15 protein-coding genes and 1 pseudogene are annotated in these 15013 nt (G+C 70.2%); 13 read left to right on the top strand and 3 right to left on the bottom strand.

All coding sequences use genetic code 11. From position 1 onward, the window contains the following. Positions 1 to 27: 27 nt before the first annotated feature. Entirely contained in the window at positions 28 to 1872 is a 1845-nt protein-coding gene (locus ABH933_RS02625; protein WP_429414723.1) for a DEDD exonuclease domain-containing protein, read from the bottom strand. 552 nt (positions 1873 to 2424) lie between these two features. Between ABH933_RS02625 and ABH933_RS02630 the strand changes: the two genes are divergently transcribed. From ABH933_RS02630 to ABH933_RS02640, 3 genes are all read left to right on the top strand, one after another. Beyond that, positions 2425 to 3012: a C40 family peptidase gene (locus tag ABH933_RS02630; RefSeq protein WP_429414726.1), complete on the top strand. Its 588-nt coding sequence runs from the start codon at positions 2425 to 2427 to the stop codon at positions 3010 to 3012. A 194-nt stretch (positions 3013 to 3206) separates the two neighbouring features. Beyond that, on the top strand, positions 3207 to 4217 hold the full coding sequence (locus ABH933_RS02635; protein WP_429414728.1) for an NlpC/P60 family protein: 1011 nt from the start codon (positions 3207 to 3209) through the stop codon (positions 4215 to 4217). Between the two features lie 30 nt (positions 4218 to 4247). Further along, complete coding sequence (locus ABH933_RS02640; protein ID WP_429414731.1) at positions 4248 to 5255, top strand: hypothetical protein; 1008 nt, start codon at positions 4248 to 4250, stop codon at positions 5253 to 5255. 54 nt (positions 5256 to 5309) lie between these two features. Here the strand turns inward: ABH933_RS02640 and ABH933_RS02645 are convergent, their stop codons facing one another. Next, entirely contained in the window at positions 5310 to 5483 is a 174-nt protein-coding gene (locus ABH933_RS02645) for a nuclear transport factor 2 family protein (RefSeq protein ID WP_429415720.1), read from the bottom strand. A gap of 101 nt (positions 5484 to 5584) precedes the next feature. Here ABH933_RS02645 and ABH933_RS02650 point away from each other — a divergent pair, with 101 nt between their 5' ends. The 8 genes and pseudogenes from ABH933_RS02650 (at position 5585) to ABH933_RS02685 (ending at position 12444) form a co-directional block, all read left to right on the top strand. Continuing rightward, on the top strand, positions 5585 to 6748 hold the full coding sequence (locus tag ABH933_RS02650; RefSeq protein WP_429414733.1) for a glycosyltransferase family 4 protein: 1164 nt from the start codon (positions 5585 to 5587) through the stop codon (positions 6746 to 6748). Positions 6749 to 6839: 91 nt separating this feature from the next. Further along, complete coding sequence (locus tag ABH933_RS02655; protein WP_429414736.1) at positions 6840 to 7250, top strand: polyketide cyclase / dehydrase and lipid transport; 411 nt, start codon at positions 6840 to 6842, stop codon at positions 7248 to 7250. A gap of 46 nt (positions 7251 to 7296) precedes the next feature. Continuing rightward, positions 7297 to 7734, top strand: coding sequence for an SRPBCC family protein (locus ABH933_RS02660; RefSeq protein WP_429414739.1), 438 nt, complete (start codon positions 7297 to 7299; stop codon positions 7732 to 7734). A 44-nt stretch (positions 7735 to 7778) separates the two neighbouring features. After that, positions 7779 to 9077: an ArsA family ATPase gene (locus ABH933_RS02665; protein WP_429415722.1), complete on the top strand. Its 1299-nt coding sequence runs from the start codon at positions 7779 to 7781 to the stop codon at positions 9075 to 9077. Then, entirely contained in the window at positions 9074 to 9601 is a 528-nt protein-coding gene (locus ABH933_RS02670) for a hypothetical protein (protein WP_429414742.1), read from the top strand. Before ABH933_RS02665 ends, ABH933_RS02670 begins: the two co-directional genes overlap by 4 nt. Continuing rightward, positions 9598 to 10572: pseudogene (locus ABH933_RS02675) on the top strand (ROK family protein); the annotation flags it as partial. The gene ABH933_RS02670 and the pseudogene ABH933_RS02675, both read left to right, overlap by 4 nt. Positions 10573 to 11008: 436 nt before the next feature. Beyond that, the gene (locus ABH933_RS02680) at positions 11009 to 11734 is read left to right on the top strand and encodes a lysophospholipid acyltransferase family protein (protein WP_429414744.1); all 726 of its coding nucleotides are present in this window, start codon (positions 11009 to 11011) and stop codon (positions 11732 to 11734) included. A gap of 89 nt (positions 11735 to 11823) precedes the next feature. Next, the gene (locus ABH933_RS02685; RefSeq protein ID WP_429414746.1) at positions 11824 to 12444 is read left to right on the top strand and encodes an MBL fold metallo-hydrolase; all 621 of its coding nucleotides are present in this window, start codon (positions 11824 to 11826) and stop codon (positions 12442 to 12444) included. Between the two features lie 4 nt (positions 12445 to 12448). On the opposite strand, the gene ABH933_RS02690 is transcribed toward ABH933_RS02685, so the two are convergent. Then, on the bottom strand, positions 12449 to 12946 hold the full coding sequence (locus tag ABH933_RS02690; RefSeq protein ID WP_215919611.1) for a polyadenylate-specific 3'-exoribonuclease AS: 498 nt from the start codon (positions 12944 to 12946) through the stop codon (positions 12449 to 12451). A gap of 162 nt (positions 12947 to 13108) precedes the next feature. Between ABH933_RS02690 and ABH933_RS02695 the strand changes: the two genes are divergently transcribed. Beyond that, entirely contained in the window at positions 13109 to 14494 is a 1386-nt protein-coding gene (locus tag ABH933_RS02695; protein ID WP_429414748.1) for a class II 3-deoxy-7-phosphoheptulonate synthase, read from the top strand. A 13-nt stretch (positions 14495 to 14507) separates the two neighbouring features. Beyond that, positions 14508 to 14834: a hypothetical protein gene (locus tag ABH933_RS02700; RefSeq protein WP_215919062.1), complete on the top strand. Its 327-nt coding sequence runs from the start codon at positions 14508 to 14510 to the stop codon at positions 14832 to 14834. Positions 14835 to 15013: the final 179 nt, after the last annotated feature.

Genomic DNA, 15013 nt, shown 5'->3' on the forward strand with positions numbered 1-15013 from the left:
GGCCCCGCTGCGGCGATCGGCGGCGCGTCACGCCTCGGAGTGGACGAGATAGTCCCGGCCCGCCGCCTCGGTGCGCACCGCCGTCTCGGCGCGCTCGAGCCAGGACAACCAGGCACCCGCGCTCGACCGCGGTTCGCAATACCCGTCGGTGGTGCTGACGATGCGGGTTCCGGGCTGCTCGAGCCAGCGCACGAGCAGGCCCGTCTCCTCCGGGAGCGCGCCGCGCAGCGGGGGATAGTGGTCGTCCGGGTCGGCGTCCGGCCGTAATGCCGCCGGGGCGTCCGGATCGGTGTACAGCAGATCGGCGGTGGGCACGGCGGAGCGGCCGTCGAGTCGGGCGGGAATCACGGTTTCGGCCGCGGCCACCAGCTTCTCGACGACGGGCATGGGCGGTACTCCGCGGGCGCAGACACCGGCGGCGGCCAGGCGGCCGAATCGGATCACCGCGAACTCCCACCCGCCGCCCTCACCCCGGCGCGCGGCCACGAGTTCGGCGATGCGGGCCAGGGCGGCCAGGCGCTGGGTGCGGCGCAGGGCTCGGACCACCGCGGCGGTGCGGTCCCGCATCCGGGCCGCTGTCTCGAAATTCTCGGTGGCGGAGCAGGATTCGACCCGTTCACGCATGGCGTGCAGCGTCGCGTCCGAGCGGCCCGTGAACAGATCGCGCACGGCCCGCGGCGCGGTCTCGTATTCCGCCGCGCCGGTGCAGGTTTCGCTCCGGTTCGCTGGACACCCGCCCACCACGGCGGGCGGGCAGGCGGGGCCGTGGCGGCCGTGCGCGGGGATGCGGGTGGTGCAGGTGCGCAGGCCGCAATACTCCGCGACATGGGCGGCGACCTCGGCGGCCGAAGTTCGGGATCCGAACGGCCCCAGTGCATCCCGGGCCGGGCTACGGGTGATCGTGAAGCGCGGGAACGCCTCCTCGGTGAGCGAGAGCCACCACGCGCGCTGGGGGAATTTCGAGCGCCGGTTGTACGGCGGGGTGTGCGCCAGCAGCAGCCTCAGCTCCCGCACCCCCGCCTCGAGCCCGTGCGCGCAGGGCACGTGATCGACCCGGGTGGCGAGGGTGACCATCTCCCGCATCCTCGGGCGGGTCTCCGAACCGGTGAAGTACGTGCGCACCCGGCGGCGCAGATTCACCGCTGTCCCTATATAGAGGACCTCGTCCGAGGGACCGCGGAACAGATACACCCCGGGCACGGCGGGCAGATCCGTGGCCAGCACCCGCTTGGCGCGCTGACGCCGGGTGATCGCGGGCAGATAGTCGATCAGCTCGGTGAGGCTGTGCACGCCGAGATTGCCGACCCGCCCGATGAGCGCGTGCAGCACGTCGACCGTCGCGCGGGCGTCGTCCAGGGCGCGGTGGGTGGGGCGGGTCTGCGCCCCCAGCAGTTCGGCCAATGCGGACAGCCGCACCGTGGGCGCCTCGTCGCGGGGCAGGATCCGCCGGGCCAGCTGCACCGTGCACAGCACCTGGAAGGCGGGCCACGCCGTCTGGCACGCCATGGCGGCGGCCTTCAGGAATCCGATGTCGAAGCGCGCGTTGTGGGCGACCAGCACCGCCCCGGCCGCGAACTCCAGGAATCCGGGCAGCACCGCCTCGATGCGCGGCGCCGAGCACACCATCGCGGTCGTGATTCCCGTGATCTGCACGATCTGCGGGGGAATCGCGCGGCCCGGATCCACCAGGGTGGCGAATTCACCCAGGATCTCGCCGCCGCGCACCTTCACCGCGCCGATCTCGGTGATCGTATCGCCGTCCGGGCTGGTCCCGGTGGTCTCCAGGTCGACGACGACGAAGGTGATGTCGTACAGCGGCGTGTCGAGCTCGTCGAACGCCAGCTGGGCCGGTCGGGGCGCGGGCTGGGGCACGGGGTGCAGCGTATTGCCGGGGTACGACAGGAAATCCGGGCGCGCGGCATGCCGGTATTTCGGCGGCGCGGTACTCGATACGTGAGGCCGATTCGCTTCATTGCACAGAAATGTGAGCAGGGTCACATTTATTTGATTCGGCGATCAATTGTCTCGAGTATGAAGATCATCCGGATCGATGCCTGAGGCGTGCCGTCGGCGTGTGCGGTCGTTCGCTGCAAAGTTCGGACTGTTCGGTCGTCTTCAGGGCCGCATGATCCCGACGACATGCTGATTCCCCGACCGAATGCATTCCAAACCGGCAATCGTCGACCGGGATCTACCCCCCGGTAGCCTGCTGAGAACTCCCAGGTCACAGTCGATCGTTATGGTTTCGTGATTGATATGACAAATATCACATGCCGCATGCTTCGCAAAAGTTGCGAACTCCGCTGGGGCGTGGTCACGGCTTTACAAGCGACCGTTATGTGTTCGTAATCTGAGCCGGACCTTGCGGGGCTCGACGCACCATCCGGTTGCGGCGCCGCGGGGCAGATGAGGAGTCACCGCATCATGGCGATCAACCGAAGCGCCCGCCGGGCCGTTGCGGCCGGAGCCGTCGGCGCTGCCACCCTCAGTGCGCTGCTGCTGTCGACCACCCCCGCCTCGGCGGCCCCGGTCGTCATTCCGGGCGTCGGCAACTTCGATGTGCCGGATCCGGTGCTCAACGCGATCCCGAAGGGCGCGATCCCGCCGAACCTGCTCCCGCCCGGCACGCAGATCCCGGGCCTCACCGCGCCGGCCCCCGCCCAGGCCCAGAGCGTCGGTCAGCGCGCGGCCAACGCCGCGCTCTCGCGCGTCGGCGATCCCTACGTCTATGGCGCCACCGGCCCGAACTCCTTCGACTGCTCGGGCCTGGTGAAGTGGTCCTACGCCCAGGCGGGCCGCGACCTGCCGCGCACCAGCTACGAGCAGCTCAACGCCGGTGCGCCCGTCGCGCTGAACAGCCTGCAGCCCGGCGATGTCGTGTCCTACTACGGTGGCAGCCACTCCGGCCTGTACGTCGGCAACGGCAATATCGTGCACGCCTCCACCTACGGCAAGCCCGTCGCCGTCGCGCCGCTGTACTCGATGCCGATCGCCGGGGCGCGCCGCTACTGATTCACCAATGGTCCAGCGACCGTGATCATTTCGTGCCCTGCTGGACACGGGCGGTCGCCATTCCGTAACCTGATCGAGACCTTCGTGATGACCAGCTCGGAACACGAAATGAGGCAGCGCAGGCAGTGACCGCCCAGTATCGGAACAGACGAACCAGACGCCTGGTAGGAGGGTCACTGGCGGTAGGCGCGCTGATGCTCAGTGCCGGATCCGGCGGTGGCGCCTCCGCCGACCCGGTCGGCGCGCCCACCAGCGCGAGCGACGCCGTGCAGAAGCTGCTGGATCTGTCGCACCAATCCGAGCAGCTCAATCAGCAGGCGCTGAAGGCGCAGGCGGATCTGAACGCCAAGCAGGCCGTCGAGCGCGACGCCGACGGGAAGCTGGGCATCGCCGATCAGGCCGTCGCCGCGGCGCAGGCGCAGGTCCACAAGTATCAGCCCGCCGTGGACCGGACCGCCATCGCCGCCTATATGGGCGCCCGCACCAACCGGCTGTTCTCGGTGCTGGCCAGCGACTCCCCGCAGCAGCTGCTCGATCAGATGTCCACGCTGGATGTGCTGCAGACCCAGACCAGCGCGCAGCTCGCGCAGTACTCGAAGGCCACCAACGCGGCGAGCGCGGCTCAGTCGATCGCCTCGAAGGCCGCGGACTCCGCACACGCCGCGGAGCAGAAGGCGGACGCGGTACGCACGGATCTGGAGCGCAAGCGCGCCGATCTCCAGGGCGCGATCGCCCAGGTGATCCGGGCGTGGGGCCAGCTGTCGGCGGGCGACCGGGCCTCGCTGTCCGGTTCGCTGTTCCCGCCCGGTTTCGATCGATCGACGCTGCTGCGGGGTCTGGTTCCCGGCAGCGGCACCAGTGCGCTGGCCGCCGCGCTCACCCGGGTCGGCGATCCGTATGTCTGGGGTGCCACCGGTCCCGACCAGTTCGACTGCTCGGGTCTGGTGCAGTGGGCCTTCCATCAGGTGGGCATCAACCTGCCGCGCACCAGCGAGGAGCAGGTCACGGTCGGCACCCCCGTGGCCCGGGATCAGTTGCAGCCGGGCGATGTGGTGTTCTTCTACTCCGATGTCTCGCACGTAGGGATCTACGCCGGGAACGGAATGCTGTTGCATGCATCGACATTCGGCGTGCCTGTTCAGGTGCAGCCGATGGGGTCGTTCCCCTACTACGGGGCGCGGCGGTACTGGATCGGGATGCCGTAACCACACCGAAGTGAGCGTGAGCGTGCTGATATGACTGCGTTGACGCAAGTTCGCGGCTGGCTGGCCGCAAAACGACGGTTCGAATTCGTCGCCACCGTCGCGACCGTGATAGCCCTCACCGCTATCGGGGGCGCGCTGGTGCTGCTGCCGCGCTCGGCCCTGCCGCTGCGGCCCACACCCGCGGCGGCGGAGGCGGCCGAGCCGGCGCTTCCGGCCGATCCGCAGCTCACCGAGCTGCGCCGGACCATGGAGTCCTACGGACCCGTTGTCACACAGCAGGTTTCCGATACGGACGGCCGGCTGTCCGTGGTGCTGGGGCACCCCTACCAGCGCGCCGACGTCGACACGCTGGCCGGTGACATCGGGGCGGCCGTCGCCTCGGTCACCCAGCTCTGGGGGACCGACTGGGCGCGGTCCGCGGTGGTCGCGGTGGCGTCGGGCCCCGCCGAATTCGCCGCCCTCACCCACGCCACCGGCGAGGTGTCCGATCAGATTGCCGCCGCGTCGGTCTCGGATCCCTTCGTCCCGGGCACCCGGCCCACCGGGCAGCGCGTCGTCTTCAGCGTCGGCGCCGGCCATCGCCTGGGCGCCGATGGCCTGCGGGACACGTTGCGCCACGAGCTCACCCACGTCGCCGCCCGCGCCGCGACCGTCGACGGGTCCCCGCAGTGGGCCCTCGAGGGCTTCGCCGAATACTCCGCCCACCGCGGGGAGAATCGCGCCTTTGCCCAGCTCGCCCCCACCCTGACCGCGAACGCTCGCGCGGCGGTGCTACCCGCGGATCTGCCGTCCGACGACGCCTTCGCTCCGGCCCCCGGCGGCAACGCCGCCCTGGCCTACGAGCAGGGCTGGTCCGCGAATGCCTTTGTCGCCGACCGATACGGCGAGCCGAAACTCGTCGATTTCTACCGTCATATGGCAACCGGTCCCAAGGATGCGGCCGCGCTCGACGGTGCGCTGCGCGAGACGCTCGGCATCGGCCACGCCGGGTTCGTCGCCCGCTGGCGCGACTGGATCAAATCCCACGCGACGGCGTGACCGGCCGCCGTCACGACGGTCCAGCGGCAGGAATCGCGGCGTGTCGGCGCACCATTATGCGACCCCGTCGGGGATCCCCTTGGCGCCCCACAACTCGGCGATGCGACCGTCGGCGACGCGGAAGATCTCGACCAGCGTCGCGGTCTGGCCGTTCTCGGTCATGCCGTGCACCGTGGAGCGCAGGGCGACCCGGTCACCGTCGCCGGCGGCCGAGTGCGATGGAATCAGTCACGTGTCCATACCACCGGCGATCAGGATGCGGCACAAGTTATTTCACGGCCATCGAGCCGGGGCGAACGGTGTCGCCCACTCTCGTTAGACTCGCCCGCATGGCGCGCACCCTGCTGGTCACCAACGATTTCCCCCCTCGACCGGGCGGAATCCAGTCGTACCTGCACGCGCTGGCGCTGCGGTTGCCGCCCGACGAACTGGTCGTCTACGCGCCGCGGTGGCGCGGGGATTCGCACCTGAAGTTCGACGCGCAGCAACCCTTCCAGGTGATCCGCCACCCCACCACGTTGATGGTCCCGACGCCGCTGGTGCTGCGGCGGGCGGCGAAGCTGCTGCGCGACGAGCGTTGCGACACGGTCTGGTTCGGCGCGGCCGCGCCGCTGGCGTTGCTGTCGCCGATGCTGCGGCGCGCGGGTGCGCAGCGGATCCTGGCCAGCACCCACGGGCACGAGGTCGGATGGTCGATGCTGCCGGGCGCGCGGCAGTCGCTGCGCGCGATCGGCAATACGACCGACACCATCACCTACGTCAGCAAGTACACGCGGCGGCGGTTCGCGGCCGCGTTCGGACCGCATGCGGCACTGGAATATCTGTCGCCGGGCGTGGATGCCGAGGCCTTCCGACCGGATCCGGCCGCGCGTGCCGAGCTGCGCGCCCGCTACGGCCTGGGCGAGCGGCCGACCATCCTGTGCCTGTCCCGTCTGGTTCCCCGCAAGGGGCAGGACATGCTGATCATCGCGATGCGGGAGATCAGGGACCGGGTCGACGGCGCGGTGCTGGTGATCGCGGGCGGTGGCCCGTACGAGGATCGCCTGCGCGTGCTGGCGACGGCCCTCGAGCTGGACGATCACGTCGTGTTCACCGGCCGGGTGCCCTCGGCCGAGCTCGCGGCGCACCACACCATCGCCGACGTCTTCGCGATGCCGTGCCGCACGCGCGGCGCCGGGCTGGACGTCGAGGGGCTGGGCATCGTCTATCTCGAGGCCTCGGCGAGCGGTGTTCCGGTGGTGGCCGGAAAATCCGGCGGCGCACCGGAAACCGTGCAGGAGGGCCGCACCGGACATGTGGTCGACGGCCGCTCGCCGGTGGAGATCACCGATGCGATCGTCTCGGTGCTGTCCGACCGGGATGCCGCCGCGGAGATGGGCGCCGCCGGACTGGAGTGGGTGCGGTCGCAGTGGCAGTGGGACGCCCGCGGTGCGCGGCTGCGCGACCTGCTCGACGGGAACGTGCGGTCGAGCGGCGCGGATCGTTTGGGCTAGGCGTACCTCCGCATTCGCTCCGGCCGCATTCGCTCCGGCCATCCGCGGTCTCGGGACGGCTGCGCCGACAGCGTCCATTAAGCTCACCTGCATGAGTAGCATCCAGGTGGCCGACCAGACATTTGTCGCAGCCCCCGGGTCCGCCGTCGGCGAGCTGCTGGCCGATCGGGCCCGGTGGCGCCGCTGGTGGCCCGATCTCACCCTGGAGGTGCGAGAGGACCGGGCCGACAAGGGAATCCGGTGGACCGTCGGAGGCGCGGTGACCGGCACCATGGAGGTGTGGCTCGAGCCCTCGCTGGACGGGGTGATCCTGCACTACTTCCTGCATGCCGAGCCGGCGCGGCCCGTGACCGCGGGCCCGGCGGCGATGCGCGAACTGCTGGCGGCCAATCGGGCCCGCCGCGTCGCGGGCAAGAAGATGTCCTTCGAGATCAAGGCGCGCCTGGAGGCAGGGCGCGCGGCCGGGGAGCCGCCCGCCCACTCCCGCCTCGTCACCACCTGAATCCCGTTCTCCCGCACCGCACGCCGGAAAGGAATCGCTTTCAGCCATGGCCGACCGGACCCAGAGGTCGATCATCATCGATGCCCCGTCGGATCGGGTGATGGCCGTCATCGCCGACCTGGAGTCGTACCCGGAATGGGTGGCGGCCGCGCGTTCGGTGGAGATCCTGGACAAATTTCCCGACGGCCGCGCGCACACCGCGCGGTTCGTGCTCGACGCGGGCGTCGTCAAGGACACCTATGTGCTGTCCTATACCTGGCGCCCGGACGGCAAGGCGGTGAGCTGGCAGCTGTCCAGCGGTGACCTGCAGAAGGCCCAGGACGGCAGCTACGAGCTGATCGCGCAGTCCGACGGCACCACCCAGGTCGTCTACGAACTCACCGTGGACCTGACCATCCCGATGATCGGCATGTTCAAGCGCAAGGCCGAGAAGGTCATCACCGATACGGCCCTGAAGGAACTCAAGAAGCGGGTCGAGGGCTGAGGCGAAGCGGACCGGGGCGAACCGGCGTGCCGACCCGGCTGGAGCTGTTCGCGGGCAAGGGCGGCGTCGGGAAGACGACGCTCGCCTGCGCGGCCGCGATGTCGTACCGCGATGCGGGGGAGCGGGTGTTGCTCGCCTCGCTGGACCAGGCGCACTCCCTGGGCGATGCGCTCGGCTTCCGGTTCCCGCACGACCCCGGCACGGTGGCCGGGATCACCACGGTGCTGCCCGATCTGGATGTCATCGAGCTGGATTCCCTTGCGCTGCTGGAGGATCGCTTCCGTGACGTGGTCCGCACGCTGGACGGCGCCGGCCACGAACACGGGGTGGACATCGCGGCGCTGGACCCGGCCGAGCTGACCGGGCTGCCCGGCGTGCAGGAACTCTTGATGCTCACCGAGATCGCCGAATTCGCCGCCGACGACGACTGGGACGTGATCGTCCTGGACTGCCCGCCCTCGGCGGACATGCTCCGCATCGTGACCGGTCCCGACACGCTCCTGGGCTACCTCGAGCGGATCTGGCCGGCGCACTCGCGTGCGTTGAGCGCGTCCGGCCGGAACGTGCGGCTCGCGGTCCTGGCCGCGACCGTGGAGCGCATCGCCACCGCGGTGACCGGGGTGCGCGACCTGCTCGCCGATCCCGAACGCACCGGCGCGCGACTGATCACGGTCGCCGAGCGGGTCGCGTCGGCCGAATCGGCGCGGATGCGTTCGGCGGCGGCACTGCTGGGGCTGCGGCTCGAGGAGGTGGTGGTCAACAAGGTGCTGCCGCCGCTGGAACCGGCGCCCGCCGCCGCGGATTCCACCCGGCATCCGGCGGTCGAGTGGTATGCGCGGCGCCGCGCCGAACAGCTCGCCGTCGTGGCCGCGCTGCGCGCGGGAATACCGGAGGTGCCGGTCCGGATCGTCCACCACAGCGGGCCCGAGCCGGTGGGCCTGCAATCGTTGGCGGCCCTGTCCTTCGTGCCGCTCGCGGCGGTACCGGGGGCGCCGCTCGCGGTGATGGACATGCCGGGAAAACGGGCGGAAGACGCCGGAGACCCTATGCTGGGCGACGAGGTGGACACCGCGGCCGCGCGGCCCGTCGGGGCGCAGGTACAGCTGGAGTCGGGTACCGGGTTGCGGTCGGTGTACACATTGCGACTGCAACTACCCGTGGTCGACCCGGCGACGCTGCGCCTGGGACGAGTGGAGGACGATTTGATCGTGGGAGCGGACGGAATCCGGCGCAGGCTGCGCCTGGCCCCGGTGCTGCGGCGATGTGCGGTCGAGGGCGCCGAACTCGACGGCGGCCGCCTGGTCGTGCGTTTCCGTCCCGATCCCGAGGTATGGCCGCGATGACGGACGACCGGCCGGGCCCGGAGGGGAGCCCCGACGACTGGCACGACCCGTCGCACGAGTCGGGTCTGGGCGAGCTCACCGAAGAACTGCGGCTGCTGGCCGAGGCGGTACTCGAGCGGGTCGAGCCGATGCTGCGCCGCGCGTCGGCCGAAGGACGTGCCGAGTGGGGTGGCTGCGGCTGGTGCCCGGTGTGCGCGGCGGCGGCACTGGCGCGCGGGGAGCACCACGACGTGGTCGCCGCTCTGGCCGGGCACGGGACCGCGATCGTGACGGTGTTGCGCGAGGCGCTGGCCGGTGTGCCGGTCGACCCCGTCATGCCCACCGATTCCGGCACCCCGCCCGAGGGGCGGATCGGCGAGCCCGGCGATGCGGCCCAGTTCCCGGCCTCCGGCGAGACGTCCGGCACCGCAGGGGATCGCGCCACGCCCGGACCCGAATCGCGTTCCGGGAGACTCGGACCCGATTCCCCGCCCGGCGGCACGAAACCCAGGTACGTCTCGATCCCGGTGCAGATCAACCGATGACCACGCGCATCGGGCGGGAGCGGCCCCTGACCGTCGGAATCGACGTCGGCGGCACCAATATTCGCGCGTCGGTCGTCGACGGCGCGGGCGAGGTGCTCGACACGGTGCAGGCCCCGACCCCGCATTCGGAACAGGCGCTCGAGGACGGGCTCGAGCGCGCCGTGCGTGAGTTGTGTGCGCGCAACACGATCGGCGCGGTCGGGCTCGCGGTGGCCGGATTCGTGGACGAGACGCGTACCTCGGTGCGATTCGCCCCGCATCTGCCGTGGGAGGACTCGCCCGTCGCGCGCCGGCTGTCCGACCGGCTCGGGCTGCCGGTGATCCTCGAGCACGACGCCAACGCCGCGATGTGGGCGGAGTATCGCTTCGGCGCGGCGGCCGGCGCCCACAACGGGGTACTGGTGGCCATCGGCACCGGAATCGGCGCGGCGCTGCTGGTCGGCGGGCAGCTGTACCGCGGAAGCTTCGGCGTGGCACCGGAACTGGGGCACCTGCAGGTCGTCCCGCACGGCCGGGCCTGCCCCTGCGGGAAGCGCGGCTGCTGGGAAAGGTACTGCAGCGGAACGGCTCTGGTGGATACCGCGCTGGAGATGCTGGCCACCGATCCGGCCCGCTCCACGGTGCTCGCACGCGAGTCCTACCGGGATCCCGGCTCGCTGACCGGTCGCCGGGTGGCGGGGGCCGCGCAGGACGGCGATCCGGTGGCGCAGCTGGTGATGGCCGAGTTCGCGCGCTGGCTCGGGCTCGGGCTGGCGTTCGTCAGCGACCTCTTCGATCCGGACCTGATCGTGATCGCGGGCGGGGTGAGCTCCTCGGCGGGGCTGTTCCTGGACGAGGCCCGCGAGCACTACGCCGCGGCGATCACCGGCGGACGGCATCGGCCGATGGCTCGCATTCGCGCCGCACAGCTGGGCGAGGGCGCGGGCATGATCGGCGCGGCCGAGCTGGCCCGGGCCGCCCTCGGTGAGCAGGATGCCCCCGGCGGTGCGGCGTCGGCGCCGGGCCGGGCCAAACGGGGGCGCGGTGCGGCGCGCGCGAGACCCGCGGACGGCGCCCCGCGGGCGTCCGATTCCGGCGAGAGCCGGTCGGAGCCCGCCGGACCCGAGCGCCGCAAGGCCACCTCGCCGGCGCGCAGCCCCAGCCCGGATGGCGCGGCGGGAGCCCGTCGGTGACGGCGATATTCCCATGATGTGAAATCGCGCGTGCGGGCTTGGTCACAGCTGGTCGACGGCGGTAAAGTCGGCAGCGGACCGTGGTGCCCGCAACGACGCCGGTCTCGGAACCGCACTGTGTTCACCCGCCCCACGAACTCCGCACGCTCCGTCGGCTTACTCCACTGCATTTGCCCACCCCGCCGGCTCCGCAAGCTTCGCCGGCTCACCATCCCCGTAGAGGTGAAAGGACGCAATGTTCTACTGGTTCTTGAAGTACGTGTTCCCGGGGCCGTTCATGCACCTGTTCAACCGGCCGACGGCCGAGGGCGTGGAGAACATCCCGGCCGATGGACCGGTCATCCTTGCGGGCAATCACCTGTCGTTCACCGACTGGCTGTTCACGCCGCTGATGAGCCCGCGGCGCATCACGTACCTGGCCAAGGCCGAGTACTTCACCACCCCCGGCCTCAAGGGCAAGCTGCAGAAGTGGTTCTTCGCGGGTTCGGGTCAGTACCCGATCGACCGCAGCGGAGCCGATGCCGCAGAGAGCGCGCTGAACACCGCCCGCAAGCTGCTGAACGAGGGCCGTGTGGTCGGGCTGTACCCGGAGGGCACCCGCTCGCCCGACGGCCGCCTGTACAAGGGCAAGACGGGTGTCGCGCGGCTGGCGCTGGAGACCGGCGTTCCAGTAATCCCGGTGGCGCTCATCGGCACCGACGAGGTGTGCCCGCCCGGGCCGTTCCGGTGGCGCCTGCGCAAGGTGGGCGTGAAGTTCGGCAAGCCGATCGACTTCTCCCGCTACGAGGGCATGGGCGGCAACCGCTTCGTCGAGCGCGCGGTCACCGACGAGATCATGTACGCCCTGATGCGAATGTCCGAGCGCGAGTACGTCGATGTCTACGCCTCCAGCCTGAAGAAGGGCGTACCGTCGGGCAGCCGCCCCGCCGCCGACCGTGTCCCCGAGACCATCGCGAGCTGACCGAGCCCCACTCCGTCTGCACGGCCGTGGGATTCGCCTCTCGGTGAACAACCCTGCCGCGGTGCGCGGCCGCTGGGCACGCTGTGTGTATGAGGCTAACCAAGATCGGTCACGCATGTGTGCGGCTGGACAAGGACGGTGCTTCCATCGTCCTCGACCCGGGGCTGCTGACTCCCGGCCGGGAGGTGGTCGCCGGTGCCGACGCGGTACTGATCAGCCACGAGCACTTCGATCATTTCGATCCCGAACGGCTGCACGACATTTCGGCGCCGATCTACACCACCGCGGGCGTGGCCCGGAAGCTGACCGACCTCGGTGACCGGGTACACGTCGTCGACCACGGCGACAAGTTCCGGGTCGCCGGATTCGACGTGGAGGTCGCGGGATCGAAGCACCATGTTGCCCACCCGGATTACCCGCCGTGCGACAACATCGGGTTCCTGGTCGACGGCGAACTCTTTCACCCCGGTGACGCGCTCACCGAGATCGAGGTGCCGACCCTGCTGCTGCCGGTCGACGCGCCCTGGCTGACGGTGCCCGCGATGCTCGAATACCTGCGCCGGGTGGATCCGCAGCGCACCTTCGGTATTCACGACGGCCTGCTGAACGACTGGGGATTGCAGGTGGTCGACCAGTTCCTGGCCCTCGAGGCCGACCGGGCCGGCAAGGAGATCCGCCGGCCGGCCGCGGGCGAGAGCATAGACCTGTAACGGACTACAACGACGGCATGCGCCGATGCGCCTCGATGGCCTCGTACTTCGCGAGGTTGTGCCGCGCATCGGCCAGCGCGTCGTGGGCATCGGCCGGCACCGGCGGCAGCGCCGGCCGACCGGCCATCTCCCAGTGCTGGCGCAGCTCGTTGGTGTAGCGGGGGAGCGTATTGGGCAGATCGACCATCGAACCCCACAGCTGGCACAGGGCCACGTGGTCGTACGCGCCCACCCAGGCCCACAGCTCCGGCTCCACGCTCGGCCTCGGCACGAGGAACCGGTAGAGCTCGTCGCGGATCTGCGCCCGGGTGCGCCACAGCGGTGAGGAGGGCGCGGGCAGCTTCGGCAGCACATTGCGCCGCACCCACGGACCCGCCTTGTCGGGGTCGAATTCGCTGGAGACCGCGTAATATTCGCGCCCGTCCTCACAGACCACACCGATCGAGACGAGGTCGATCGTCACGCCGTCCTCGATGAATTCCGAATCGTAAAAGTAGCGCAGTGAGATCGGTTTCCCCTCGGTTCAGCGCCGGGGCATCGCGACCGGCGGGTGCGGGCCGTGCGCCCGTCCGTCGGTAGAGGTTACGGCGTGTTCGCGGCGCGCCGATGTGGTGCCCCACCCTCCGGGTTCGCGCGCGTTCCGCGGGAACTTTATTCTTATGTCGTGAACTGGACCGTCGACGTACCGATCGATCGCCTGCCGGAGCTGCCTCCGCTGCCCGCGGAGCTGCGTCGGCGACTGGACGACGCGCTCGCTCGCCCCGCCCTGCAGCAGCCATCGTGGGATCCGGAGATCGCCGCGAACATGCGCACGGTTCTCGAGAGCGTGCCGCCGATTTGCATGCCCGCCGAGGTGGATGAGCTGCGCGCCCGGCTGGCCGAGGTCGCGCGCGGCGAGGCGTTCCTGATGCAGGGCGGCGACTGCGCCGAGACCTTCGCCGACAACACCGAGCCGCACATCCGCGGCAACATCCGCACCCTGCTGCAGATGGCGGTCGTGCTGACCTACGGCGCGAGCCTGCCGGTGGTCAAGGTGGGCCGCATCGCGGGGCAGTACGCCAAGCCGCGCTCGGCCGACACCGACGCCAAGGGCCTCAAGTCCTATCGCGGCGACATGGTCAACTCCATCGTCGCCGATCCCGCACTGCGCGGACACGATCCGTCGCGCCTGGTCCGCGCCTACGCCAACGCGAGCGCGGCGATGAATCTGGTGCGCGCGCTGACCGGCGCCGGCATGGCCGACCTGCACAAGGTGCACGACTGGAACCGCGATTTCGTCGCCCAGTCGCCCGCCGGCGCCCGCTACGAGCAGCTGGCCGAGGAGATCGACCGGGGGCTGCGGTTCATGACCGCGTGCCGGGTGCAGGATCCGAGCCTGCAGGCCGCCAAGATCTACGCCAGCCACGAGGCGCTGGTGCTCGACTACGAGCGGGCCATGCTGCGGCTGGCCACGAACACCTCCGGCGATCCGGTGCTGTACGACCTGTCCGCGCACTTCCTGTGGATCGGCGAGCGCACCCGCCAGCTCGACGGCGCGCACATCGCGTTCGCCGAACTGCTGGCCAACCCGATCGGGCTCAAGATCGGCCCGACCACCGCCCCCGACCAGGCGGTGGAGTACGTCGAGCGGCTGGATCCGAACAACGAGCCGGGCCGGTTGACGCTGGTGGCGCGCATGGGCAATCACAAAGTGCGCGACGTGCTGCCCCCCATCATCGAGAAGGTACAGGCCACCGGCCATCAGGTCATCTGGCAGTGTGACCCGATGCACGGCAACACCCACGAGTCCTCGACCGGGTACAAGACCCGGCACTTCGACCGCATCGTCGACGAGGTGCAGGGCTTCTTCGAGGTGCATCGCGCGCTGGGCACTCACCCGGGCGGCCTGCATATCGAGCTGACCGGTGAGAACGTCACCGAATGTCTCGGTGGTGCCCAGGACATCTCGGATCTGGATCTCGAGGACCGCTACGAGACGGCCTGCGATCCGCGCCTGAACACCCAGCAGTCGCTGGAGCTGGCCTTCCTCGTCGCCGAGATGCTGCGCTAGGCTTGCCGACGCTATGGATTTCGAGGATGAGGGGCTGGCGGTGAACCTCGTCTTCCGCGGTGCCGGGATGTTGCGGGTGGACCCCGCCGACCGGACCATTCTGCGGCTGCTGCGCGACCGCGATCGCGACGGCATCCCGTCGGAGGTGGTGCTGCGCGACGGCAGCCGCCTGCTGATCTTCAACATCTCCTGGGGGTTCGATCCCGCGGCGGTCTCGGCGCAGGTCACCACGAATATCAGCCCCAGCATCGGCGGGGCGCCGGTGGATGTGTTCACCACCGATGCGGTCGTGGCGATCAACGACCCGGAGACCGGCGCACCACTGCTCGCCGTGGCCTGAATCGGGCCGATCGATCGAATCGGGCATACTCGCGGCAATTCTTGTCTATTCTGGCGTGTGCGTGATGGGGATCTACTGTGTGGCAGTGGATTCCGGCCGACTCCGCCTGATCGGTGGATGGGCGCCGTCGAGTTGTAGAGACAATGAGTTCGCCGACTACTGCCATTCACGATAGCTCG

The organism is Nocardia sp. GP40 (assembly GCF_050434125.1).
GTDB lineage: Bacteria > Actinomycetota > Actinomycetes > Mycobacteriales > Mycobacteriaceae > Nocardia > Nocardia albiluteola.